The organism is Anaerolineae bacterium (assembly GCA_013178015.1).
Taxonomy (GTDB): domain Bacteria; phylum Chloroflexota; class Anaerolineae; order DRVO01; family DRVO01; genus Ch71.
The window spans coordinates 49,234-73,577 of the sequence record JABLXR010000030.1 but is presented as its reverse complement, the minus strand read 5'-3'; the positions used below and the strand labels follow the sequence as shown (position 1 = coordinate 73,577).

Annotated in this window: 18 protein-coding genes; 2 read left to right on the top strand and 16 right to left on the bottom strand. The window is 64.9% G+C overall.

The genetic code is table 11. From position 1 onward, the window contains the following. Positions 1–6 precede the first annotated feature (6 nt). The 11 genes from HPY83_12410 to HPY83_12360 form a co-directional block, all read right to left on the bottom strand. Positions 7–1,083: a hypothetical protein gene (locus HPY83_12410; protein NPV08747.1), complete on the bottom strand. Its 1,077-nt coding sequence runs from the start codon at positions 1,081–1,083 to the stop codon at positions 7–9. 87 nt (positions 1,084–1,170) lie between these two features. Continuing rightward, a complete protein-coding gene (locus HPY83_12405; GenBank protein ID NPV08746.1) occupies positions 1,171–2,136 on the bottom strand; it encodes an alpha-ketoacid dehydrogenase subunit beta in 966 nt (321 codons plus the stop codon). Positions 2,137–2,204: 68 nt separating this feature from the next. Beyond that, positions 2,205–3,182 (bottom strand): thiamine pyrophosphate-dependent dehydrogenase E1 component subunit alpha, encoded by a 978-nt coding sequence (locus tag HPY83_12400; GenBank protein NPV08745.1) that lies wholly within the window; start codon positions 3,180–3,182, stop codon positions 2,205–2,207. Positions 3,183–3,280: 98 nt separating this feature from the next. Continuing rightward, positions 3,281–4,768, bottom strand: a complete 1,488-nt coding sequence (locus tag HPY83_12395) for a hypothetical protein (protein NPV08744.1) — start codon at positions 4,766–4,768, stop codon at positions 3,281–3,283. A 40-nt stretch (positions 4,769–4,808) separates the two neighbouring features. Beyond that, positions 4,809–7,451: a LamG domain-containing protein gene (locus HPY83_12390; GenBank protein ID NPV08743.1), complete on the bottom strand. Its 2,643-nt coding sequence runs from the start codon at positions 7,449–7,451 to the stop codon at positions 4,809–4,811. 151 nt (positions 7,452–7,602) lie between these two features. Beyond that, positions 7,603–8,799 (bottom strand): Gfo/Idh/MocA family oxidoreductase, encoded by a 1,197-nt coding sequence (locus tag HPY83_12385; protein ID NPV08742.1) that lies wholly within the window; start codon positions 8,797–8,799, stop codon positions 7,603–7,605. A gap of 78 nt (positions 8,800–8,877) precedes the next feature. After that, positions 8,878–9,666, bottom strand: a complete 789-nt coding sequence (locus HPY83_12380) for a hypothetical protein (GenBank protein NPV08741.1) — start codon at positions 9,664–9,666, stop codon at positions 8,878–8,880. A 150-nt stretch (positions 9,667–9,816) separates the two neighbouring features. Beyond that, on the bottom strand, positions 9,817–10,560 hold the full coding sequence (locus tag HPY83_12375; protein ID NPV08740.1) for a carbohydrate ABC transporter permease: 744 nt from the start codon (positions 10,558–10,560) through the stop codon (positions 9,817–9,819). Positions 10,561–10,715: 155 nt separating this feature from the next. Beyond that, positions 10,716–11,624, bottom strand: a complete 909-nt coding sequence (locus HPY83_12370) for a sugar ABC transporter permease (protein NPV08739.1) — start codon at positions 11,622–11,624, stop codon at positions 10,716–10,718. Between the two features lie 165 nt (positions 11,625–11,789). Next, positions 11,790–13,160 carry an aspartate aminotransferase family protein gene (locus HPY83_12365; protein ID NPV08738.1) on the bottom strand — a complete coding sequence of 457 codons (1,371 nt, stop codon included), beginning with the start codon at positions 13,158–13,160 and terminating at the stop codon, positions 11,790–11,792. A 228-nt stretch (positions 13,161–13,388) separates the two neighbouring features. Beyond that, positions 13,389–14,819, bottom strand: a complete 1,431-nt coding sequence (locus HPY83_12360) for an extracellular solute-binding protein (GenBank protein NPV08737.1) — start codon at positions 14,817–14,819, stop codon at positions 13,389–13,391. Positions 14,820–15,081: 262 nt separating this feature from the next. Between HPY83_12360 and HPY83_12355 the strand changes: the two genes are divergently transcribed. Continuing rightward, positions 15,082–17,262 (top strand): response regulator, encoded by a 2,181-nt coding sequence (locus HPY83_12355; protein NPV08736.1) that lies wholly within the window; start codon positions 15,082–15,084, stop codon positions 17,260–17,262. On the opposite strand, the gene HPY83_12350 is transcribed toward HPY83_12355, so the two are convergent. From HPY83_12350 to HPY83_12335, 4 genes are all read right to left on the bottom strand, one after another. Next, positions 17,219–18,418 carry a response regulator gene (locus tag HPY83_12350; protein ID NPV08735.1) on the bottom strand — a complete coding sequence of 400 codons (1,200 nt, stop codon included), beginning with the start codon at positions 18,416–18,418 and terminating at the stop codon, positions 17,219–17,221. The two genes, HPY83_12355 and HPY83_12350, sit on opposite strands and share 44 nt — an antisense overlap. A gap of 103 nt (positions 18,419–18,521) precedes the next feature. Beyond that, on the bottom strand, positions 18,522–18,719 hold the full coding sequence (locus tag HPY83_12345) for a hypothetical protein (protein ID NPV08734.1): 198 nt from the start codon (positions 18,717–18,719) through the stop codon (positions 18,522–18,524). Positions 18,720–18,724: 5 nt separating this feature from the next. Continuing rightward, the gene (locus HPY83_12340; GenBank protein ID NPV08733.1) at positions 18,725–19,018 is read right to left on the bottom strand and encodes a hypothetical protein; all 294 of its coding nucleotides are present in this window, start codon (positions 19,016–19,018) and stop codon (positions 18,725–18,727) included. A 245-nt stretch (positions 19,019–19,263) separates the two neighbouring features. Continuing rightward, complete coding sequence (locus tag HPY83_12335; GenBank protein NPV08732.1) at positions 19,264–19,908, bottom strand: FHA domain-containing protein; 645 nt, start codon at positions 19,906–19,908, stop codon at positions 19,264–19,266. Between the two features lie 486 nt (positions 19,909–20,394). On the opposite strand from HPY83_12335, the gene HPY83_12330 reads away from it, so the two are divergent. After that, entirely contained in the window at positions 20,395–21,381 is a 987-nt protein-coding gene (locus HPY83_12330; GenBank protein ID NPV08731.1) for a serine/threonine protein kinase, read from the top strand. On the opposite strand, the gene HPY83_12325 is transcribed toward HPY83_12330, so the two are convergent. Then, positions 21,365–24,229, bottom strand: coding sequence for a hypothetical protein (locus tag HPY83_12325; protein NPV08730.1), 2,865 nt, complete (start codon positions 24,227–24,229; stop codon positions 21,365–21,367). The two genes, HPY83_12330 and HPY83_12325, sit on opposite strands and share 17 nt — an antisense overlap. Positions 24,230–24,344 lie beyond the last annotated feature (115 nt).

The following is a 24,344-nucleotide window of genomic DNA, read 5'->3' as shown; positions in this document are numbered from 1 at the left end:
CCTGGCCTAAGCGTCAGCGACCGTATAAACGCACTCCGCCACGGCTTCGGCGAAGGCGACGATGTTCTCCCACGGGACGTCGGGCTCGATCACCTGCGTGGGGGCGATGACCAACCCCCCTCCCTCGCCCACCGTCTCGAACATGCGCTTCACCGCCGCCCGCACCTCATCGGGGGTGCCGAAAGGCATGGTAGTCTGGGTGCCGATGGTGCCCCAGAACGCCAGTTGGTCGCCGTACCGCCGCTTGAGCTTGATGGGGTCCATGCACTCCGGCTGCACCGGGTTGAGGATGGTCACCCCGATCTCGATCAGCTCCGGGATGATGGGCTCGCAGTAGCCGTCGCAGTGGTAGAACACGGGGATGTCGGGCCGCACCTCCCGCGCCGCCGCGATGACCCGGGCGAACCGGGGCTTGATGAACCGGCGCCAGGTGGCCGGGCTGATGAGCATGGCCCGCTCCGTGCCGACGTCGTCACCAGTGTAGATGAGGTCCACGCCGGCTTCGGCAAACCGCCGGGACATGAAGGCGCTGCGCTCCGACACCTCGTCCAGCAACGCGTCGGCCATCTCGGGGTTGGCGGCGAAATCAACCAGAAGCTGATCCAAGTCGCGTAGTACCCAGGCGGCCTCGAAGAAGGCACCACCCTCGGGGGTCACGCTTCCGGCCACGGCGTAGCCCCGGTCCTGCAGGGCTGCCACCCGTTCTTCCAGGTCGGCATGGCGGTAGTCGGCGGTGATGTCCGGATAGGGATAGGAGCGGATCTGCTCCACTGTGGTGAAGCTGCGCATGGGCCCCGCGTATCGGAAGTAGTGGGTGTCGGGACGTTTGAGGTATCCGACCCCCCACTCGCTGAACTCGGCGCCCTCAGGCAGATCAGGCAGGAACCGCGTCCAGTCTGTCTTGACCTTAGTTGGGCCGAAGCTCACCCACCTGGTCTCCACCCCGAAGTACTCCTGAGGATCGGTCGCCCCGGTCTTCTCCCGGAATACCCTCAGCGCTGGCTCGGTGAACGATATGGCCTTCGGCAGCCTGTCCGGCTTCCTGCGGTTGATGGCGGCCAGCAACCTCTCTCGTGGCGTCACGTAACCCTCCTGAGGAGTGGATAGCGGTTGATGAGCAGTGGAGAGCGAGCGGCGTCTTCCACCAAACTAGCCGCCACCCCCTAACCACTACCTGCCAACCATGGCCCGCATGGCCGCCACGATGTCCTCCACCTGCGGCACGCAGGCATCCTCCAGCGGCGGGCTGTAGGGCATGGGCGTGGCGGCGCCACCCAGCACCCGGGGAGCGCAGTCCAGGTACTCGAACGCGCTCTCCATCGCCCGGCGCACCACCTCAGCCCCAAAGCCTCCCCGAACGGGGGCTTCGTGTACCACCAGCAGGCGACCCGTCTTCTCTAGAGAGCGGGTGATGGCTTCCATGTCCAGGGGCACTAGAGTGCGGGGATCTATGACCTCTACGCTGACTTCGCCCGCCACCATCTCCGCCGCCTTCAGAGCCTTGTGCAGAGCGTAGGCGGTGGCCACGACGGTGAGCTGATCGCCCTCCCGCCTGATGGCAGCCTGGCCCAGCGGCACCACCCACTCGCCCTCCGGCACGCTCTCCTTCTCATAGTAAAGCATACGGTTCTCGATGAAGAGCACCGGGCCATCGTCGCGGATGCTAGACTTGAGCAGCCCCTTGGCGTCATACACCGTCGCCGGCATGACCACCTTCAGGCCAGGAGTGTGCACGAACCAGGCCTCGAGGCTCTGGCTGTGCTGGGCCGCCTCCCGCGTTCCCATCCCCGAGGGTGTTCTGATCACCAGCGGTAGCCTCACCTGTCCCCCGGACATGAAGCTAATCTTGGCAGCCTGGTTCGCCACCTGGTCCATGCCGCAGGTAATGAAGTCCATATACATGATCTCGGCTACGGGCCTGAGGCCGGTTGCTGCGGCCCCCACGGCCGTGCCAATGATGGCCGACTCCGATATGGGCGTCTCCCTGACTCGCCCGTCGCCAAACCTGTCCGCCAGCCCGGTGGTGACCCGGAAGACACCTCCGCCGGAGTAGCCGATGTCCTCTCCTATGAGAAACACCGAGGCGTCACGCCCCATCTCCTCGACGAGAGCCTCATTGAGAGCCTGGACGTACATCAACTCGCGCACTTGGTCACACCTCTATCCATGAGCGAAGTATCCGGCCCCAGCTAGGCACCAGGCCGCTAGAACCCGGCGACCACGGCGGCAGGAAGATCCGCCAATCCCAGGTCATCCGCCGAAGGGAAGGGACTGGCCTGGGCGTACTCGACTGCCTCCCGGACGTCTGCCTCCGCCTGCGAGCGCAGCTCAGCGATGTCATCAGTGGCTATGACGCCCATCTCCAGCAGACGGCCCTCGAACATTCGGATGGGATCCCTTTCCTTCCAGGCTGCCAGCTCCTCGGGATCGCGGTGGCAATCCAGCACCATGCAGTGCCCCTCGATGCGGTAGGTCTTGCACTCCACCAGTGATGGCCCCTCCCCACCCCGGGCCCGCGTCACCGCTTGGCTGACCGCCTGGTACACCGCTTCTACGTCGTTGCCGTCCACTGACACTCCGGGGATCCCGTAAGCGGCTGCCCGGACGTAGATGTCCGGCAAGGGCAGCGTCTTGGAGGCCGGGGTGGTGGCGGCATAGAGGTTGTTCTCGCAGATGTATACCAAAGGCAGCTTCCACAGCGCAGCCAGGTTGAGCGACTCGTGGAAGGTGCCCTGATTGGACGCCCCGTCGCTGAAGAAGCATGCACAGACCTGGTCACTGCCTCGGTACTGGGCGGAGAGGGCGGCCCCTAGAGCAATGGGAAGTCCCGCGCCCACGATGCCGTTGCCGCCCAGCAGTCCGATCTCTGGGTCGAAGAGGTGCATGGAGCCGCCGCGGCCCCTGCAATAGCCGGTGTCTCGCCCCATGAGCTCGGCCATAGTGCGTCGGATGTCACCCCCTTTGGCCAGGCAGTGGCCATGACCTCGGTGCGTGCTCACCAGGTAATCATCGCGGCGCAGGGCGGCGCACGCACCCGTAGCCACCGCCTCCTGGCCGATGTAAAGGTGCACTCCGCCCCAGATTAGGTTCTGCCCGAACAGCTCCTTCACCCGCTCCTCGAAGAAGCGAATGCGGTACATCGTGCGCAACATGCCAACCAGTCGTGCGCCATCATCGCTCATGCCCACGTTGCTCTCTCCTAGACAGTGGTGAGTGGTGAGTGGATAGCGGTCCGTAAGCCAGCACTCTTTGCCAGTGACTCACCGCTCGCCATCACGCCCTATCCACGATCCCCCTGCATCTCGCGCCGTGCCCGGGCCACCACAGCCCGCATCTTCTCCAAGCGGTCCGGGTCGAACTCGGGCTTCCGATATTCGGCGAGCAGTTCCCGGACGCGATCCTGGGCCCGAGCCAGCACTGCCTGCTCCGACTCGATGCCAGCCCACCCGCCCCGGTCGAAGAGGCGTGGCTGCCACAGAGCGGAGCGGAAGTGACGCAGGGTGTGTTCCGTCTCCAGATAGGTGCCGTGCTCGCCATGGCCCACCGAGAGGATGGTGTCCAGACCCAAGGTGTCCTCGTCCACCGGCGGATGCTCTAGCAGGCCCAGTCCGGCAGTGACCTCGCGGTCCAGCAGGAGTTGGACGGGGCTCAGGCTGAGTCCGGCCTCGACGTGCCCCAGCCCCACCGCCGGGTGCACGCCGGTGAAGGCAGCCACGGTCATGGCCCGGTACGCCTTCTCCAGAGCGGTGTAGGTACCGGGAATGCTGGAAGGGTTGTACTCACCGCCGCCCGGCGAGACGGTCACGCCCGTCCAGCGACGGAGGAACTCACAGGTGGCCAGGCTGCGTATGGTGGCGTCGTATCCGGAGTAGCTGATGTCCCCGGTGCGCATGTCCGCCGTGGCGATCCAGGCCAGCCCTCCCTCCAGAGAGATATCCGGGCTCAGCGCTCGGGCCGCCATCCACAGGGCAAGCAGCTCTGCCCCGGCCAGAGCAGCACACCCAGCCACGGTGGCCGGCATATTGACCCCGCTGACAGCGAAGTTGTAGACCTGGGCCGGGTAGTGCCCGCTTCTCACCATGCGCACGAACCGTTCGGCGATGTCGCGCCCCAGCCGCAAGGGGGTGGAGAAGCTCACGTTCGCCATCCAGTGCCAGTATGGGTCGCTGATGCCGGCGATGTCCTCCATCTCCTGCAGGTAGGGGATCTGGCGCACATCCTGGACGTAGACCCCGCGCGGCCGGTGCCCCCACTCGCACAGCAGGAGGGCTGCCTCGAGCGGCTCCACCTCGGAGGGAACGTCGGAGAGCAGCAGGGAATGGCCCACGCCGCGCTCGGGGTGCAGGACGTCGCCGAGTTTGGTCATGGCTATGAAGTCATCTCGATTGCCAGCCCGCTTCTGCTGCCCGGCGTCGTCATAGAAGTAGACCGCCAGGGGATGGAAGGTCCAGGGCATGGGCGGCGCCCGGAAGAACGCCGGGGCGGCATTGTCGGGTTGAGCCTCTGCTCGCGTCCTACGGACGAAATCCTCTACCAGGGAGCGGGGGAAGGTGACCTGCTGAGCCGCCAGATCCACCCGCGCCCCCCAGCTTTCCAGAGCCTTGAGCAGAGTGGGGCTCTGACAGGTCATGCCCAGCCGGTCGAGAATGGTGAGCGCCGCCTCTGCCAGGCGGTCCACGTCAGACTGGTCCAGGACACAGAAGGCCCCCGTCGCTCTGGAGCCGGTCATCGCCAGTAGCTCGTACACCTCGTCAGGCACTTCTCCCATGCGATCTCCTCTCGCGTCCGGATGAGCAGCACCGCTACTCTCACCGCTGCTTCAGCCAGGCCAGCACCCAGCCCATAGAAGGCAAGTCCACCCGCAAGGCCCCCTCGCGCAAGGGGAGCACCTCGCCGCTCATCGCGTCCGTGGCAATCGCGCCCACTCCCAGCCCAAGCTGCTCCAGGTTCAATCGCGCTGTGACCGGCGCTGACCTGCGTCCCAGGTTGGAGAGCACCATCAGGACGCCGTTCTCCGGGTGGCGGTACAGGCTGGCCAGGGCACCCTCAGGGCTTACCTGAACGAACCCCTGGTTGCGCCAGTAGGGCAGCCACTCCGCCTCCTTGCGCCCGAAAGCATCCATGGTGCGCCAGAGCTTGCCCGCCACGTCGAGGTTAGGGCCGGCGCCTATGGGCCGCACTGGGACATCATGCAGGAGCGTCACCGAGAGCGACTGCTGGTAGGTAAAGGGCCGTTCGTAGCAGAGGAACTCCCCCGGCACGCCCCACTGGTGCCCCATGAACTCGGTGCGGAAGGCGTCCAGCGGCAGTACCGTCAGCGCGTGCGGCCCAGGTTCTATGTGACCGAACTGCTCCCCGTCCCACAAGCTGGTGGCCCAGGCAATGGTGGGGATGGTCATGCAGGTGGAGTTGTGCACGTTCACCTGGCCGTCGGGCTTGCGAGACTTCACCACGGTGTAGATGCGGCGCATGATCTCCCGGGTGGCGAAGATGGGGTACGTCTGAGCCACACTGCCATCCTCGCGCACGTACCCGCAGCCGTGGGCCAGGTTGGCGCAGGCGTGCGGATACTCAGTGCCGTCTAGGTAGACGCCGTCCACGTCGTACTCATCCATCATGTGGGCGATACCGGCCACGATGGCATCCTGCCACACGCTCTGGTAGCAGACGGTGAAAGTGCGCTGCAAGGGCGCCGGGGTGCAGGTATAGGTGCGTCCGCCGTGGTGCGGCTTCACCAGGCACTCCTCGTGGTAGGCCTCGAACTCCGGCGCCAGGGCCGAGAAGTCGAAGCCATAGTAGAGCAGCAGCTGGATGTCCCGCTCGTGGCAGCCTTGCACCAGGCTGCGCATCTCGGCGGCATACTTGTCCGTGCACGGGTAGGATTGCCAGTCGGTCCAGTGTTCGTGGAAGCAGACCCCCCTGACGCCCTCGCGCGCGAGCCGGTCTAGCACTGGCTCCTGCCAGCCCCCTAGCTGCAGGCCCTGCCCGAACTTGCCCGGCACGAAGCGGCCCGCGCCATCCACCAAGCCCATGCCGGTGTATCCGTTGACGTAGCGGACGGCGTCCCTGCCTGCCTGCCCCCCGAACCGACGCCCGAAGATCGCAGGCCGGGTGAAGGTGCCATAGCTGTCCAGGTGCTCAATGTTCCCGGGGTCATAGGTGTTGTCCAGGTGATCCAGCAAAAGGACGTGCACGTCCTCACTGTCGTACGGGAACGCACCGCCGGCAGCGGCTTCGATCTCCTCGGGGGAGCGAGCGATCCAAGAGGTGCGGATTTCATCCAGAGTAAACCCGCACAGCGAGCCACCGAACACCAGCAAGGCGTTGGCGAGGGGAGCCTCCACCGTCCCCCGCCTCTTCGTCTCTGAGACCAGGTCCCCGTCCACGTAGAGCCTGAGGGCCTCGCCCCAGGTGGTGGCCAGATGGTGCCACTGGCCCGGCCGCCAATCGGCCGGTCCGGAGAGGTCCGCCACCACCCGACCCTGCTCGCGCACTTGGAAGTGCACCTTGCGGTCGTTCTGGTTCCAGAACCACGCTAGACCGGCCTCCCCCGGGAGGTCGAGGCTGACGATGGGCCGCCTCTGTCCATAGTCATACGTGAAGCCGAAGACCGGCTGCAGCCACAGCTCCAGGCTACCCCGGTCCAAGGTCACGTTGCCCCAGGCGCTGTAGGTGAGGGTGGCGAAGTCGGCCGGGATGGACTCGATGCCGTAGTCGCCGTTGTGCGTCAGGCGGTAGTCCCAGGCATCCTTGTCCGGCTGCTTCACCGGCGTAGCCTGGAAGCCGAACGTGTAGGCCAACTCGCCCACCGGCTCGGTGGGGGTGAGCGCCCGCTGCCGGTCCAGCTTGGGGGCTCCAGGAACGAGTTCCACCGGCCGTTTGACTATGTTCAGCCGGAGGATGACGCGGTCGTCCCGGCGCTCGATCTCGGTCACGGCATCGGACTCGTCGCTCAGCCAGTTGTGGTCGCTCTCGCAGAACCAAGCCAGGCCGCGGTCCTCGCTCCCCAGCCAGACGAGTGGCTGGAAGGGCATGGCCTTGCCCTCTGGGGGCAGAGCCATGGCGTTATAGGTGCTGGCCCACCGGCCAGGGAAGAAGTACAGGTAGCCGGCGTGCTCTGGCTTGAACGGAATCTCGAGGACGAGCCGGTCGAGGCGGAGCGAACGCCTGGGGATGGCCTGCCAATCCACCCGGACCATGCCGTCGTACTCCACGCTCACCTGCGCCTCGAGCTCCAGGTCAGCCGCCTCGGCGGCCGATCGAAGGGTCACCCTGGCCTCGCTCTGCTGGGCGATCTCCAGCCGTCGGCCCGACCACGACTGCTCCCTGCCCTCCACCACTGTGACGAGCCGTACCGGCCCGGCGAGGATGTCGCTTTCGGTGGAAACGACGCCCTTGGGGAAGGGCAGCCCGCTGAAGGCATAGCAGCGGCCCCATGCCTCAACGGTCATTGTGCCATCCTCTAGCGAGACCGCCAGGGGTGTCCAAGGGGGCAGGACGGCATCGCTCCGTCCTTCCTGGCAATCATGCCACCAGAGCCTGTCACTCCTGGCGATGGGCCCATTCTCCGACACAATGCCCTCCTACGTAGTGAGTGGTTGGCTAGTCCCAACCGGCCACGCGCCAACGCACTCCACCGCGGGGGATGCGCACGCCGGCCAGCGCCTGGGCGTCGAATGGCGAGTGACCGTACAGGCGAAGGAACTCCTCTTCGAGCCGCTTCTCCAGTTCCGTCGGTCCGCGCAGCGGCAGCTCGACCCAAGCGTTGCCGAGGCGCGCGCTCTCCCGCAGAGCGAACAGCAGCTCTAGATCCTTGCGCGCGTTCTGCGGCCCGTACTCGGGCTCGGTATCTTCGGTGACCGCCCGGTGGAAGCCGACCAGAAGCTGCATGCGTGCCACTTCGTCGTCATCGGCTGCCTGGTACTCCTTGTATGGATTCTCGAACACGATGGGCGGAGAGGTGTCCACGCGCACATGGTCAAGAATCCTGGTGCCGTTGGCTTCAGTGTACTCGTGTCGGAACGGGTAGTGCTGAGACGCACCCTCCAGAGGACCGATGTAGAGGTCGCTGCCCACTATCTGGCCTTCACTCCCCTCGATGTCCCAGCGGGCGGTAAGCCGCCCCCTGGGCGGGTCTTCGAAGAGACAGACGACTCCGCTGTCGAACTCAATGATGGCCGCGTCCCAGGCATCCTCGGTCACCAGGTCGCCCTCGTAGCCGACGAAGTGGGGCACCGGAGCCCTGCCGGTATAGCCCAACACCCGCCTGGCCTCGCTGCCGATCAGCATACGCACGCCATTGAGCCCATGGTAGTCCGCCTTGTTCACGTACCAGAGCCGGGCGTGCGTGATCTCGCCGATGATTCCGGAGTCGAGTATCTTGCGCTTCAGCTGCTCCCGGGCCCACAGGTAGACCTGCTCGGTGATCTCGAGCTTGATGCCGTGCTCCTTCGCCATGGCCATCATCCAGTCACCGATGCCAAGCGTGGGCGCGATGGGTATCTCGGTGATCAGGTTCACCCCTCGCGGGGCACAGAGGCCGAGCACCATCGAGTTGCTGTCCGAGGGGGCGCAATTGAGGACTACGTCGGGCTTCGCCTCGTCCAGCATCGCCAGCAGGTTGGTGAAGCCTTTCACCCCCCAGCGCTCGGCGTTCTCCCTGGCCCGCTTCGGGATGGCCTCACACAAGGCCGTGAACTGGTAGAGGTCGCTAAGCTGGGACAGCTTCCGCAGCGTGGACATCCAACTCTGCGCTCTCCCCACTCCAGCGCCCACGACAGCGATCTTCAGTCTAGTCACAACACGCCTCCTGTGGCCGGATACGCCGCTCCTGTGCAGGGGGACACAGCACGCCTAGGTCGCCGCAGCACCGGGTGCCTAGTGCGCAGCGATGAATCTGCGCACCCACTCGGCCTGCTCCTGCTGCCCGTCTATCAGCACCGTCGCGAGGATGGAAAAGCCGTCTATCTCGCCCCCATCGAGGCCGCGACGGACGTACTCCCACTGCAGCTTGAGCAGGTCCATAGGCACGGGCGCAGCCGTGGGGTAGTCGCGCAGGTAGCAGCCCACGTTCAGAGGCCTGCCCGGGAAGATCGCCCGGCACCGCCTGACGGCATCCTCCAAGCCCGGCAGCTCCTTCGCGTTCCACACCCACAGGTTGACGACATCTATGTAGGGAAGGAAGGGCTGCCAGTTGGCCGGATCTAGCTCGTGGGTGTAGACCACCACCCACAGCTTGAGGTCGGGGTTGGCGCTGCGCAGGGCGGCGTGGATGTCCGCGTACTGCTGCGGGGTGTAGCCCTCTCGCTTGACCAGGCCCCACATATCGTCGTGGAAGCCGCCGGTGACGTTGCGATACTTGAGGGACAGCCGGCTCAGGTTCTCGGCCTCGGCCCGGACCACGTCTGGTCTGGAGTCGATGTAGTTCTTCCAGCTTCCCCGACTCGTCTCTTCGAACTTCCACTTGGAGATGTCGCACGCGACTTCGTCCAGGTGGCTGAGTTTCCCCAGCCCGAGGTCGTCGTTGGGGTGGAAGATGTAGATCGCCCGGCGCAGACCGAAGAACTCCGCTCCTTCGCCCACGCCGAACACCGAGGGAGGGACGCCCGGGTCCATGCCCTGGCCTTCCCATACCCAACCTACGTCTTTCATGCTTACGGACGCCATTGCCACCTCCTGGGGAATGAGCCATAGAGGGAGGCAGCAAAGAGGGGCAGACCACGGTACACTGTCCGTCCCCTGATTCCTCGGGCCCCCTCCCTCCGGCGAGTCACGGCTCCTTTGCGCTGAGTCTCTGCGTCTTCCGTGGCTATGTGGCTACCCCTTGATGCCGGTCAGCGTGATGCCCTGAACGAAATACCTTTGGGCCACGAAGAACAGCACGATCACCGGCACGGTGACCATGGTGCAGGCAGCCATGAGCAGGCCCCACTGGGCGCTGTAGCGACCGATGTAGCGATAGAGCCCCAGCGACAGCGTGTACTTGTCCTCGCTGTTCAGCACCAGCAGGGGCCAGAGGAAGTCATTCCAGCTTCCCAGGAAGGTGAACACCGCCACCGCAGACAGCGCCGGTTTGGAGAGGGGCAGGATCATGTTCCAGAAGACCCGGAAGTCACCCGCGCCGTCCATCTCCGCCATCTCTGACAGATCATTGGGGATAGTCATGAAGAACTGGCGGAGGAGGAAGATGTAGAAGGCACTGCCGGTGAGAGCAGGGATCGTCAGGGGCTTCAGGGTGTCCAGCCATCGCAGCCACTTGTAGATCAAGAAGGTCGGGATCAGAGTGACATGGTATGGGATCATCATGGTGGCAATCAGAATGGCGAACACCAGGTTGCGTCCGGGCCAGCTGATTCGAGAGAAGCCGTAGGCCACCAGGGCACACGACGCCACCGTGGCCACCACGGTGAAGACACAGATGATCATGGTGTTGCGCAGAAAGAGAAAGAAGGGGAAGTAGATCAGTGCAGCGGGGTAGTTTGACCAGATGTAGCGCCGGGGCACCCAGGTCAGGGGCACTTCCAGGATCTGCTCCACAGGCATGAGAGACGTAGTTGCCATGCGCACGAACGGCACGAGGAACGCCGCGGCCACCAGCGTGAGAAGCAGATACCCGAACACGGCTTCCAGAGCCCTCCGAGCCCGCCGCCGCGCCTTCCAGCCCAGGGTGACCTTCAGGTATGACGTCTGCTCCGCCGAGCGCAGTTGTTCGGTACTCACCCGCCACCCCCGTAGTACACCCACCGACCGGAGCTTCTGAACACCAGGTAGGTGACCAGTGACACCATGATGAAGAGAATCCAGGCCATGGCGGAAGCGTAGCCCATCTTGTAGTAGACGAAGGCGTTGTTATAGAGCAGAAGGGAGTAGACCAGCGTGGAGTCCACTGGCCCTCCCTGCCCTCGAGTGAGCACGAACACAGTGGTGAAGTAGCCAAACGCGCCTATGAGCGTCATCACCAAGTTGAAGAAGATGGTCGGGCTGAGCATGGGCAGGGTCACGTGCCGGAATCGCCGCAGCACGCCAGCACCGTCCAGTTCGGCGGCCTCATAGAGCGACACCGGTACATCTTGGAGCCCTGCGAGATAGATGATGACGGTGGTCCCCAGCCCCCACGTGCTGATAAGCACCAGGGAGGGTTTGGCCCACTTTGGGTCGCTCAGCCATCCAATCGTCGGTGCCCCCAGGCGCCGCAGAATGTCGTTCGCCACCCCGTACTGAGGATCCAGGAGCCACAGCCACACGATGGAGGCCGCTACGGCCGGGATGACCGTGGGCAGGTAGATGGCAGCGCGGTATATCCCCATGCCCCTCAGCTTGAGATTCAGAAGGGCCGCGATGCTGATGCCCAGGGTCAGACTCATGGGCACGAGAAGGCAAGCATAGACGAGGGTGTTCTTGAGCGCAGTGTAGAAGCGTTCGTCTCGCAAGAACATGACTCGGTAGTTCAGGAGACCAACCCACCGGCCGGACGCGAGAACGCTGTAGTCGGTGAAGCTGTAGTACAGAGAAGCCACAATGGGGTATATGGTGAATATGAGCGTGCCAAGGAGCCATGGAGACGTAAACAGAAGGCCGTTCCGCAGTTTCCGTCTTACCCTGGGGCTCAAGCGCACAATGCCCATCCTCTTGCCGCCGAGGACGGCCCTGTCACCTAACGTGGTCATTCGCTACGCCCCATCCCTAGTTTCCCGCCTCATGTCCCCACCAGGCGAGCAGTGACGTCGTCCGGCCGCGGCCCTCGCAGTCTACCCGACCCGCGGTCCACGGTTCTGCCCCCGGACCAAACCTCACAGCCCGAACCTATCAATCGCCTCAGGAATCACCCGGTGCAGTGTATCCACCGTCTCGTCCGCTTGCTCCTTGGTAAGGATGAGCGATGGTGCCAGTACCAGGATATCGCCGTTGTTGCGCAGGATGATACCCAACTCGTAGCAGCGGTTCCGGATCCAGCTGCCCACTGCCATTGAGGGCTCGATCGGGGTCCTCTTCACCCTGTCGGCCACCAGTTCGACTGCCAGCAGCAACCCAATGCCCCGCACGTCTCCCACCACCGGATAGCGGTAGAGGTCTTCCAGCCGGCTTCTCAGGTAATCGCCCATCCGAGCGGCGCGCGCCACCAGGTCTTCTCGCTCGATGATCTCGATGTTCGCCAGGGCAGCAGCGCAGGCCGTGGGGTGCCCGGCATAGGTGTGCCCGTGCCTGAATTCTGAGCCCGGCTTGCTGAAAGCCTCTGCTATCCTAGGAGTGAGTAGGGTCGCCCCCAGGGGAAGGTAGCCACCCGAGAACCCCTTGGCAATGGCCATGATGTCAGGAGCGACACCCCAATGCTCGCAGCCGAACATTCTCCCCGTCTTGCCGAACCCCGTCTGGACCTCGTCGAAGATGAGCAGAATGCCGTACCGGTCGCACAACTCGCGCAGACCCTGCAAGTAGCCGTCGGGCGGTACCGGATAGCCTGTGTTCGATCCCGCGATGGGGTCTACTATCACCGCCGCCACCGACTTGGGGCCCTCCCAGCGGATGACCTCCTCGGTTTGACGCAGACAGGCGATGCCGCAGGAAGAAGGCTCCAGACCCAGCTCGCAGCGATAGCAGTATGGGGGCATCACGTGGACGAAGCCTGGCGTGAGTGGGTGGAAGGGCTCCCGGAACCAGGGCAGCCCGGTGGCCGAAAGCCCCCCATAGGTCGCGCCATGGTAGCAGTAGCGCCGGGCCACGATCTTGTACCGGCTCCGCTCACCTTTCTCCCAGAAGTACTGCTTGGCCAACTTGATGGCCGTCTCGCACGCCTCCGATCCGTCGTTGACGAAGAACGTCACCGAGAGGTCCCCCGGCGCTATCTCCGCCAGCTTCTTGGCCAACCTGATCGCCGGAACCGTGAACCCGTCAACGTAGTTGGGGAAGAACTCCAGCTGGCTCATTTGCTCCTGCACCGCTCGAGCCACCTCGGGCCGGTTGTGGCCCGATATGGTCGTTAGGAGCGAAGCAAAGGTGTCCAGATACCGGTTGCCGTCTATGTCGTAGACGTAGCAGCCTTCGCCCCGGACAAAGATGTAGGGACGTTCTTTGCCCAGTTCCACGTTGTCGGCAAAGTTGGGCAGGATGTATCGGAGAGCGTCTCGCTTGAGTTCCTCGCTGTCCCAATCCTGGCTCGTCAAGGCTATCTCCTCAGGTCCCGCCGTCCCCAGAGGATCGGACCAATCCTCCGGGGACGGCCCTGCTACCGTAGCGGCGGTCGCCTGTCGGCTGCTCTGCTGGACGGGGGTCCGCCAGCAGAGTGAAGCGGCTTCTCTCTGTAAGGCGGGACCCATCCCCGCCGTTGGAGTGGCTCTGGGTCAGGCATGGTTACCCGTTCTTGGAACGACACTGGCGCGCTGGCCTGGGCTCTAGCCGCCCAGCGCCGCCAACACGCCGTCGAGCTCTGCCTGCACCGTCTCCCTCGTCTTGGCCAATACCTCCGCCGGTGTCCCCTGGCCGTGGATAGCGAAGTCGTAGGCGCGCGAGACCTCGGTGTTGTACATAGCCGCCACAGGCATGGCCGGCCACCAGCGCGCCGAGAGCATGGCATTGGTGAAGAACTCCTTGCCATACTCCTTGATCTGGCCCGCCATCTTCTCCTCGACCCAGCGGTCTATCCACTCCTCCACGATGGGGAGGTAGCAGCACGACTGCTCGGCGTGCAGGCCGCACTCCACCCCGTTGTCGACGGTGAAGTACTTGATGTACCGCCAGGCCCATTCTGGCTCCTTGGCCCCTTGCGGCACCGCCACGGCCCAGGATGGCTGGAACAGCTTCTCCTGCTCTGCGGGATCTCCTGTGAGCGAAGGCACATTGGTGAACCCATACCGGAGCCCCTCTACCTTCTCGTAGAAGTCAGCGTTCCACCAACCGCCATAGACCAGGCCCTGGGTATTCACGGTGAAGGGGTTCCCTGGAGATGAGTAGCCAGGAGCTGCCGACCAGAACGAACTCATCCGATCCACGTCCAGCTTCTCGACTTGAGCTACCTCCCACTCCAGGTCCTCGACATTGGGCGGATCATCGGCAGTGACGAGGTCGTTCTCCGCGTCGTAGAACTGCCCGCCCCGCATGAAGGCGAACAGAACGAAAGTGCTCGAGCTGGGGCTGTAGCCGATTCGCTGGATGTTGCCAGCGTCGTCCTTCAAGAGAATCTTGTCGGAGTGCGCCTCAAGCTCAGCGATGGTCCTGGGTGGCTGCTCTGGATCCAGCCCTACCTCTTCATAGACATTTTTGTTCCAGTAGAAGCCCATGGCATCGTAAGTGATGGGCATAGCATAGGCCCTGCCCCGCCAGATGTAGGAGTGCATCACACCATAGAGGAAGTCATCGGTGCTGAGCCCTGCGGCGGCAAACCACTCGTCCATGGGCAGCAGCACGCCGCGGTACGCTATGCTGACACCGTTGATGTAGTTGACGTACGTTATGTCGGGTGCCAACCCGCTGGCGATCTGAGTCAGCAGCTTCTCCTGGTGTTGCTGCGCGAATGACCATTCGAAAGTCACCTCGGGGTGATCCTCCCTGAACCAGTCGCTCGTATCCACCAGGATCTGATCGTAGTACTCGCCAAACTCCGGCATGAGAATCTGGACTACAGCCGATCGCGGGGCTGTTGTGGCCTCGACCACCACCGTTTCCTTGACGACCTTCTCGACCTCCACGGTCTCCTTGACTACCTTCTCCACCACCTGCGGCGTAGCGGCACAGGCGGAGAGCGCCGCCATTGCGCCTGCGGCACCCACGAGCCTAGACCCTCCGAGGACGAACGAACGCCGCGAGACCTTTCCTTCCTTGCTCATCTTTCCCTCCTCAATCGGCAGAGGCACGAGACCAGCGGAGAGCCGACAGCGCCATCTTACTCCATTACCGGCCGCAAGTGTGATGGTGCAGAGGTGACACAAGGGTGACAGAGACCTGATCCCCGTGGCGCAGTAGATCGATGACAGAAAGACGTGGAGATGCTATTCTTGCCTATGTTCCCGCCCATGCGGCCGTACTCGATGCGGCAAGCAACCGGTAACGCCTGTCGCCCCACGATTGATCAGAAGGGAAGCGGTGCTCATGTCTCGAGAGCTCGGCCAGCCCCGAAAGCGATCTGTCCCTGCGCTGCATGATGATGACCTGAGGCGTCCAGTCCTCAACTCCCTGCTTGTCACCCTGGCGCTGGCAGCCTTCCTTGGATGGTACGGACTGGTCAACGTGCCATCGGATGCGGCCCTGCTTGCCCTGGTTTCGTTGGGCTCCTTCCTGGCCGTGGCCGGCTACACCCTGCAGCAGCGTTCCCCGCAGCTGGCTGCCCTAGCTCTGTGCCTAGGGCTGGTGGCTCTGGTCTGCCTCGGCGTTCGCTTGGGTGAGCCCCGGTCGGCTCTCGCCTTCCTGACCCTGCCAGTGGTCATATCAGGAGTCCTCCTCCGCCCCGCCTGGGCCGCAGTCTGGGGTATCGGTACCGCGGCCGTGGCCAGCTTCGTCATGCGTCCCCACCCGGAGTGGCCGCTAATCCTTCTCCCCATCGCCACCGGCATCGTCACCTGGCTCGTCCTCCGCCCCCTCTACCACCTCCTCAACTGGTCCTGGCAGCGAAGCCTGGAGTCCACCGTCCTCGCCGAACAACTCCAGGACCAGCGCGGCAAGCTCAACCGCACCATCCGAGACCTCGACGCTTCCTACCAGCTCCTCCAGCAGACCAACTACGACCTGGCCTTAGCTCGAAATGAGGCCGACCTCCTCCGAGACCTGAGACACCGCTTCGCCACCAACCTCAGCCACGAACTGCGTACTCCCCTCAACATCATCCTCGGCTTTAGCAAGCTCATCTGCCGCAAGCCTCACCTCTACGGCTACACTTCCTGGAGCGAGGCCCTGATGCGCGACCTGGCCGAGATCCAAAGCAACGCCGCCTACCTCTCCCGCCTGGTGGACGATGTGGTGGACCTGGCCCGCATAGACGCGCTGGCCATGCCCATCCAACGCCAGCCCACCGGCCTGCAGCCTCTCATCCAGGACGTAGTCCAGGTGGTCAGCAGCTTGGCTCTGGAGAAGGGGCTCACCCTGGCCGTGGACCTGGCACCCGAGCTGCCCACTCTCCTGATAGACCCCCAGCGCATACGGCAGGTGCTGTTCAACCTCCTGGTCAATGCCATCCGCTTCACCGATCGGGGCTCGGTCACGGTGCGGGCCGCCCTAGAAGCGGGGGAAGTGGTGGTGAGCGTGACCGACACCGGCCGGGGCATCCCGGAGGCGGAACTGAGCACCATCTTCAACGAGTTCTATCAGGTCGGCCGGCCCAAAGAGGAACCGGAGGCGGGCAAGGGGCTGGGCCTGGCCATCGCCAAGCGTCTGGTGCAGCTTCATGGTGGGCGCATCTGGGCGGAGAGCGTCCTGGGTCAGGGAACTACCTTCACCTTCGCCCTCCCCGTCCAGGATAAGAGCACCGCTCGAGTGGGACAGGTCACCCCGCTGCCGGTGAGCCAGCCGCGGGAGAAGCCCAAGGTCCTGGTACTGGACGGTGAAGGCGGCTCCGCTGCCTACCTCAGCCGTCGCCTCGATGCCTATGACTTCATCACCGTCCGCAGCCGCGAGGAATTGGCCGCCGCCTCCGAGAGGCTACGCCCGGTGGCGGTCATCCTGGGCTCCGCCGAAGCGGACGGGTATTCCGGTGCCGAGCTCCTCCTCGACCTGCCCGAGGGCGCTTCCCTCATTCGGGCCAGCTTGCCCAGAAGAGAGTCCCTGGCCCAGGGGAGCGGATTCGCCGCCACCCTGGTGAAGCCCGTGTCGGAAGAGGACGTGATGGCGGTGCTGGCGGAGGTCTTGCCGCCAGGGCCAGCCGAGGCCAGCCTGCTGCTGGTTGACGATGACCGGGGATTTGTGCAGCTTCTCAGCCGCATGATCGAGTCAGCGAGCGATCGGCGCTACAGTCTTCAGTTTGCCTACAACGGCCGAGCAGCACTGGCCAAGTTGCGGCAATCCCCGCCGGATCTGGTCCTGCTCGATCTGGTCATGCCCGAGGTCAGCGGTTTCGAGGTACTCCGGCAGATGCGAACCGACCCCGGCCTGGAGCACATCCCTGTAGTGGCCGTGAGCGCCGCCACACCCGGCGAGGACCAGCTCACCACCGAAGGCGCAGCCTTCTCCCTGAGCAAGCGGGGCACGTTCCGTCCCGGGGAGCTGGTGGCTCTGCTGGAGACGTCCTTGCGCGGCTCTACCGCCCCGGCTCCGCCAGGCAACGGCGAAGAGCGGCAATGAAGGCTCCCTCCGATACTGGCTTGGTCAGGTAGGCATTGGCCCCCAGGATCGTCGTCAACTCGGGCTGCTCTACTACCGAACAGACTAGCACCGGGATGTTGGCCGTCTCCGGTTGCTGTCGCAGGTGCCTCAGTACGCTCCACCCGTCCAGGCGAGGCATCATTATGTCGAGGACGATCACGTCAGGGAGAGACTGGCGGGCCACTTCCGCCGTCACTCGGGGATCCGAGAGGCTGTGCACTCGCCAGCAACGGGCAGAGAGGTAGCGCCGGTAGAGCTCGATGGCGCCGGGGTTGTCCTCCACCACCAGCACCGACACCGGCCGCCCCCGCCGCAGGTGGAGGCTGATGGCCCAGCCATCCTCCGGCCCGCCCCCGAGGTGGCAACCAATGCCTTGGGAGAGGGCGATTCGTCGGGCGTCCGCCAGGCGGCGCTCCTGGGTGGCATCCACCCGACCTTGGAACCGCAGCTCCACCACCGCCTCCTCGGGGTCGCCGTCCCCGGCCATCGTCAGCTCGACGTGGCCGGAGCTGGCCTGAGCGGCACAGCAGAGCAGCTGGACCAACACCTGGCGGAGCATGCTGGCGTCGGCCAGGACGTAGTCGTCAGCGGTGCCGGGGGCTGGGGCTTCCACTGCCTTCCCCAGCTCTTCCGCCAGGGGCTGCACCACCGCCAGGGCCTCGGCTATCGCCTCGGCCAGGCTCACCTGTCCCGGACTGCTGACCAGGGCCAGCAACTCGTCGCTCAGGGTATCATCTGCCGACGCGAGAGCCCCCACGTCCTTCCCCGACCGGGCCCAGGACGTCAGGACCTCGGCCAGCTTGGCCTCGGCCTCCTCCAGGTCCCGGAAGACTTGCCGGCGCCCGATAGACAGCTCGTCCTCGATGCGAGAGATGCGCATGCGCTCCAGGTAGCGCAGCCTGAGTACGTCATAGCTGCGGGCGCCGGGGGAGCCAAAGGGCAACGGCCGGGCTGGACGCAACGAGTCGAGCGCCTCCAGAAGCAACGACCGCGTGGCTTCCGCCCGCTCGTCCACAGCCAGGGTAGCCTGGACGCCGGGGAAATGCTCGACGAGGCGGGCCTGCGCCAGCTGCACGTTGTCGTACAGCGCCAGCAACGCCTGGTGAACGGTATCCCGGTCGAGCGGCTCCGACACCGGTTCCCCCTTGCCCACGTGACGGTATTGTCGCACATAAGGGGAAGAAAGGCGACAGTAACCGCCCGCCGGTGACGTGCCCCGGTCAGCTACATTGGGGGAGTCAGAAGTCGCGGAACTCCTGGCACACGGGGACGCTGGAACAGGGATAGCCGTCGGTGATCCAGGACTGGATCACCGACGGCCGACAAGTCGGGGTGACGAACAGCGCCAGCCTGGTGACGAAGGCCCGGTCCGGCCAGAGGCACGTCGGGGGGTGGCACCGTCCTTCATCTCCGACAAGCGCGAGCCCGTCGGGCATGCCGCTTAGTGCACGGAGAGCCGTGCCGCCAAATAGTCGAGGAACTCAGGGTCCAGCGGCTGCGGTTGTACTTGCAGCCCGTTCTCGGTGGTGGAGATGCGCAGCACGGGCTTGCGCACCCACTTGGCACCCAAGCCGAGAATGCCACCCTCCTTCCGCTTTTGGTAGAACATGAGCGAATCGCCCACCAATTCGATGTCGAACCTCTGCGCGTCCAGGCGTGCTCGGGCTTCCGTCCGGAACTGCTCCAGCGTCCCGCGGCTGGCCCAAGCATTGACCTTGCCCAGGCTATCCTCCATGTGGACCTCCCATGGCGGAGCATCGGCACGCCGCAGTTGTGCGATAGCCGTAGCCTCCGCCCGCTGCTGAAATGTTCCCGGCGTGCCCTGCGGCTATCTTGGTTCGCCCTTAGTCTAGCACATATTCTGTTGTTTGGTTCAAGTCTCCTGCCTGCCGGCAGACTCTGGCGGCACCCGCTCCCTCTACCACCATCATGTGGCAGCCACAACCACGAAGCCTATCGCCCCGCGGAGCTGGCACGCCGTCACACCCCCTTCTGCTCCAGCCGGAAACCGTGCCCCCGAACCGTCAGAACGTAACTGTGGTCGGGGTCCACCTCTGCCAGTCGTTCCCGAAGGCGCCGCACCAGGGCATCGATGGCCTGCTCCGTGATGCCCTCCTCCGCCTCGCCCGGCCAGACAGCCGCCATGACCTCGTCCCGGGAGCACACCGCGCCCTTGGCCTCCACCAACAACTGGAGCAGCCGGAACTGCGCCTGGGACAGCGGAGGCTCCAGCTCACAGCCACTCACCCAGACCCGCCGGGACTGGGGATCCAGCTTGAGGCCCGGCTCCAGAGCACCGCCGAAAATGAGGGGCATCGTCCGCCCTGCATCCACGAAAGTCAGGGTTACTACCAGAGCCAGGTGTATCTCGTCGCCGTCCGTCAGCACGCGCTCCGAGTCCAGAAGCTGGCCGTTCACGTACGTGCCGTTCTTACTCCCCAGATCGCGCAAGTGGTACCGCCCATCCCGACGGCTGATCTCGGCGTGGCTGCTGGAAATGCGGCGATCCGGTATGCAGACATCGGCCTCCGGACTGCGGCCAATGACGATCCTGTCCCGCACCAGCGGCCAGCGTCGACCGCGCTCGGGCCCCTCCTTCACTATCAGGATGGCATCGTCCTCCATCGCCGACCCCCTCTTCGTACCCCCCATTGTCCCGCAAGCCGCCCTCCGGGACAAAGTGAGGGGCAGGCTGCAGCTAGCAGGGAGAACGACCGCAACGCCGTTGCAGGAGACGGTCGCTACCTCATGCGCCCCGTTCCGTACATAGGGCTTTCTCAAAGTCCTGGGGCAGGCCACTAGAGATGACTACCGGAGGATACTGCGGGCGAACACGAGGTTCGCCCCTACGGCTGGGGCTTTCTCACAGTCCTGCGGCAAGCCACCAGAGATGGCTATCGGAGCCAGGCTGGGCGCTATCCGGACGCTGCATCGCTTCTGTTCCCTGTCTGGTCGCTGGCTGGCAGTGGTTCCTGGCCCGCGCCAGATGGCGGCTCGCCCAACGCTAGCTCAACTCTGAGAAAGCCCTAAATCCCCTACCCGTCCTATTGACACCGACGCCGCGGCTGCGATAGGCTTCGATGTGAGTTGCGGGCGCGGGAGGAGAAGCGGGTGGCCCGGGTTCTGGATGGGAGCATTGTCCTGCATTCCCGGTACAGGATAACGGAGCTCGTCGCCCAAGGGGGCATGGGCGCGGTGTACCGGGCGGATGACCTGCGCCTCAGCGGCCGCGAGTGCGCCCTCAAGGAGATTATGTGCCCTGAGGACGGGCTCACCGATCCTGAAGATGCCCGGGAGCAGTTCTACCGGGAGGCCAGCACCCTGGCCCGTCTCGACCACCCCAACCTGCCCAAGGTGTCCGATCACTTCTCCGAGAATGACCGCGACTACCTGGTAATGGACTTTGTCCCCGGTCCGGACTTGCAGACCATCGTAGACAAGGCTAACGCCGAGGGCAGGCGCCTGAGCGAGAAGCAAGTTCTCGAGTGGGCAGAGCAGCTTTGTGATGCCCTTGAGTACCTGCATTCACAGGAGCCACCCGTGCTCCACCGAGACATCAAGCCCGCCAACATCCGCCTGACCGCCAGCGGGTTGGTGAAGCTGGTGGACTTCGGGCTGGTCAAGCTCATGGCCCCCGACCAGACCCGTACTGTCACTGTGGTGCACGGACGGGGCACCGCCAGCTACACTCCCCTGGAGCAGTACGGCGGAGAGACGGGGCACACCGACACTAGGGCCGACATCTACGGCCTGGGCGCTACCCTGTATCACCTGCTCACCGGCCAGCCCCCGCTTCCTGCCAAGGACCGTTTCCTGCGCCCCGATGCCCTGCCGCCCCCCCAGGAACTCAACCCGAGCTTATCCGAGCGCACCGATGCCGCCATCTGCTGGGCCCTGGCGATGCACCCGGACGACCGGCCCTCTTCCATCGCCCAGTTCCGAGCCGCACTCTTGGGCCGCGGCGCCCTGCCGGGCAGCTCCGACTGGCGTGCCGCCCTGCGCTCCAACGCGCTCCTGCTCCTCCTGGCGCTCCTCTTGCTGGCCGCAGCAACCTACCTCACCTATTGGCCGCCGCCACGCTTCACCGGGATGCCGTGACGAAACCTAGCCCTGGCACCAGCGCCGCCACCCCTGCCACCGCCAGCGCCGCCACCCCCGGCGGCCATCCTGGCACCGCCAACGGGCCCAACCACCCCAACAGATAGCCACAGTAGGCGGCCAGTCCGAAGATCACGCTCCACAGCGTCATCCTCATCCTGCGCTCGGGCGAGCGCAGTCGGCGCCCGAGCGCCAGGTTCAGCCCCGCACCTCCGGCGGCGATACCCGCCAGCGCCCAGGCCAGCAAGCCCCGATCCGCCAACGCCCCGGCCGCGCCGAGGAGTCTCTGAACCTGCGGCTCCGACGCGCGAACGCCGCTCGTGTCTGGAGTGGGTGCACCGGTCGCAGTGGATTGGACAACCGGCTCCGAAGTGGGCGTCTCGGTCGGCTCAGGGGTGGGAGTGGGCGGCACGATAGTGGCGAAGGTGGCAGGCTCGTCGCCCCGAATGGACACCACCAGCGTGGTGCTGGCGGTGCCAGTGCTTGTGCTGGCGCTGACCTCCAGCTCACCCCTCCGTTCCAGCCTGATGCTCGTCTCCGCCACCCCACCTACCGTGGTCACCTTACGCCGAGGTAGCTCCAGGCTCTCTGAGGGGTAGTAGAGCCGAAACTCCACCGGCGTCTCATCCGGCACCGGGTTGCCATTGCGGTCCAGGATGACGCCCGTGCGCACGGTGATGACGCTGTCTACCTTCACCCCCACCGGCTGGCCTCCCTCCGCCTCTGAAGCACCGACGATGCTCAGCTCGATCACCTGGTCCGGATCCGGCTCCAGCTGCACAATGAGCTCGTAGTTGACCGCCTGCACGTCCACTGGGGGCTTCCCGCGGAGGGGCAGCTCCCGAAATAGGGCCCGGGCACCCGCCTCCAAGGAGGACTCGGTCTTGCCATACAGCGCGTAGTACGCAGTCAGCTTGCTGACCTCGGTGGTGTCCAAGAAGCAGGGGGCAGCAAGGGCGAAGACGACTAGCCGCTTGTTGCGCATCCAGTCCGACCGCTGCTTGAGGAACTGCCGGATCGCGTCCGAGCTGGGGTGCTCGGCCACGTCCACCTCTCGCATGAGGAAGATGATCCACTGGGAGTCCTGCAACCAGCCGCTCAGTGCAGCCTGGGCCGGGCTTAGCTCCTTCCCCGCCTCCTCGGCTTCCAGGAGTTCCTTGAGGGCCTGGAAGGTGAAACTGCGGATATTCACGCCCAAGACTTGACCGCTTCCGCTTGGACCATATAGGCGCACGATGGTGCTCTCGAAGGCTTCCTGGCTCACGTCCTGGAAGGCAGCACACCCGACGCACTCGGAGACCGGCCGAACGTCAGTGAAAATGAGCATGCTCTCATCCCGCAGCGGCGGGCCCGACAGGCGATCGGCCAGCTCATCGGCACCCGGGTATATCAGGGTGATAGCCTCGCGGGCGATCTCGGCTACCTCGGCCGTCCGAGCCGGCGGCAGCTCGGGGAAACGCACGACAGCCTGCAGCGAGAATTCGTCGTACAGCCGGAACTTCAGCCGCATGATCCGCTGCAGGGAATCGTCTACCCGAGCGCGGAAGGCAGGATCGGTCTCGTACTTCTCGGCGAAGTACTGGAGGGTATCCCTGATGTTGGCTGCCTGGATCTCCCAGTCGTCCTCCAGGGCGAAATCAGCCACGAAGATGAGGTCATTCCCAGCCATCAAGGCTTCCTGGGCGATGCTCCTGTGAGGGAAGGACCTACCCTGGGCGTCGTAGAACTTGCGCACGGCCGGCAGGCCCAGCGGTCCACTCACTAGCAGGCCCTCCCGCCGCCAGGACTGGAACTCGGGAAGCGCCATCAGCGCCGACAACCCGTCGGCATCAAGGCCGATGGGCCGGGTGAGCTGACGTATGTTGCCCTGGAAGCCGCGGTAACGTATGAGAGGACTGGTCATCATCCCGTCAACCACGGCCCCGGCATCCCCCTCCTCGGCGGCGGTGAGGGCGAAGAAGGGAGCCAGCTCCATGTGCCGCAACTCCTGCAGGCTCTTGTGCACTGTGGCCACTTCCTCTGTGGCCTTCCGGTCACTGCTTCCCAGGCCGGGGAAGTGCTTGGCCACCGTCAGCACCATGCCACCCGACCCCTCGTGCACACCGCGGACGTAGGCCCTCCCCATCTCGGCCACCCAGAAAGGATCGCCTCCGAAGGAGCGCACTCCGATGTCGCCCGGCATGCCGGGCCGCGTGCGCTGCAGCACGTCCGCGCTCGGCCCCAGGAGAAAGTTCACCCCGAGCGCCGCTAACTCTGACCCAACGATGCTGCCCACTCTGTAGGCGTTCTCCACCCGCCACGTGGCGCCGACCGACATGGCACTGGGCAGCTCCGTCAGCCCGCTGCGGATGTCAGTGTGAGGATAGCCATCGCCGTCCTGTTCCACAGCGATGAACAGGGGGATGGGATGCACGTTGGCGGGGTACATCGGCACCGGCGTGGCAGTGGGCCGAGGGACCGATTGCTCTGCCTCCCGCTGGATGTTGGGTCGAACGGTGGGCGTCGGGGTGCGGCCCGGCCCCTCCAAGGCCAGCGACTGAAGCTGCCTGGCCAAATCCCGGACCTGGGCAGCGGCGTTGCCGCCGTTGTCTATGTTGCCCCGCTCGGCAGATAGAACCACGCCGCCGATGCGATAGCGCTGGATGAGTTCAGCTATTGCGGTGGACTTGTCTACGTTCGATCCGTGGAAGGCGACGAGGAAGAGCTGGCCTACCTTCTCCCTGGTCGAGAGGCCAGCGATGAACTCGAGGACGGGGTCCTCCTCAGCGCCGGCAGGCATCGTTGCGAGCGGGGAGAGGATAAGGGCCACCACCAGGAACAGCCCCGGCAGACACAGTCGCTTCGCCACGGACCCAGTATAGCACGGCAGAGGGGAGAGGGGGAGACAGGGTGAAGGGGAGACACGGAGACGGGGTGAGGGAGAGACGGGGAGATGGTAGAGGCGAATACTGAAGTAACGTCTC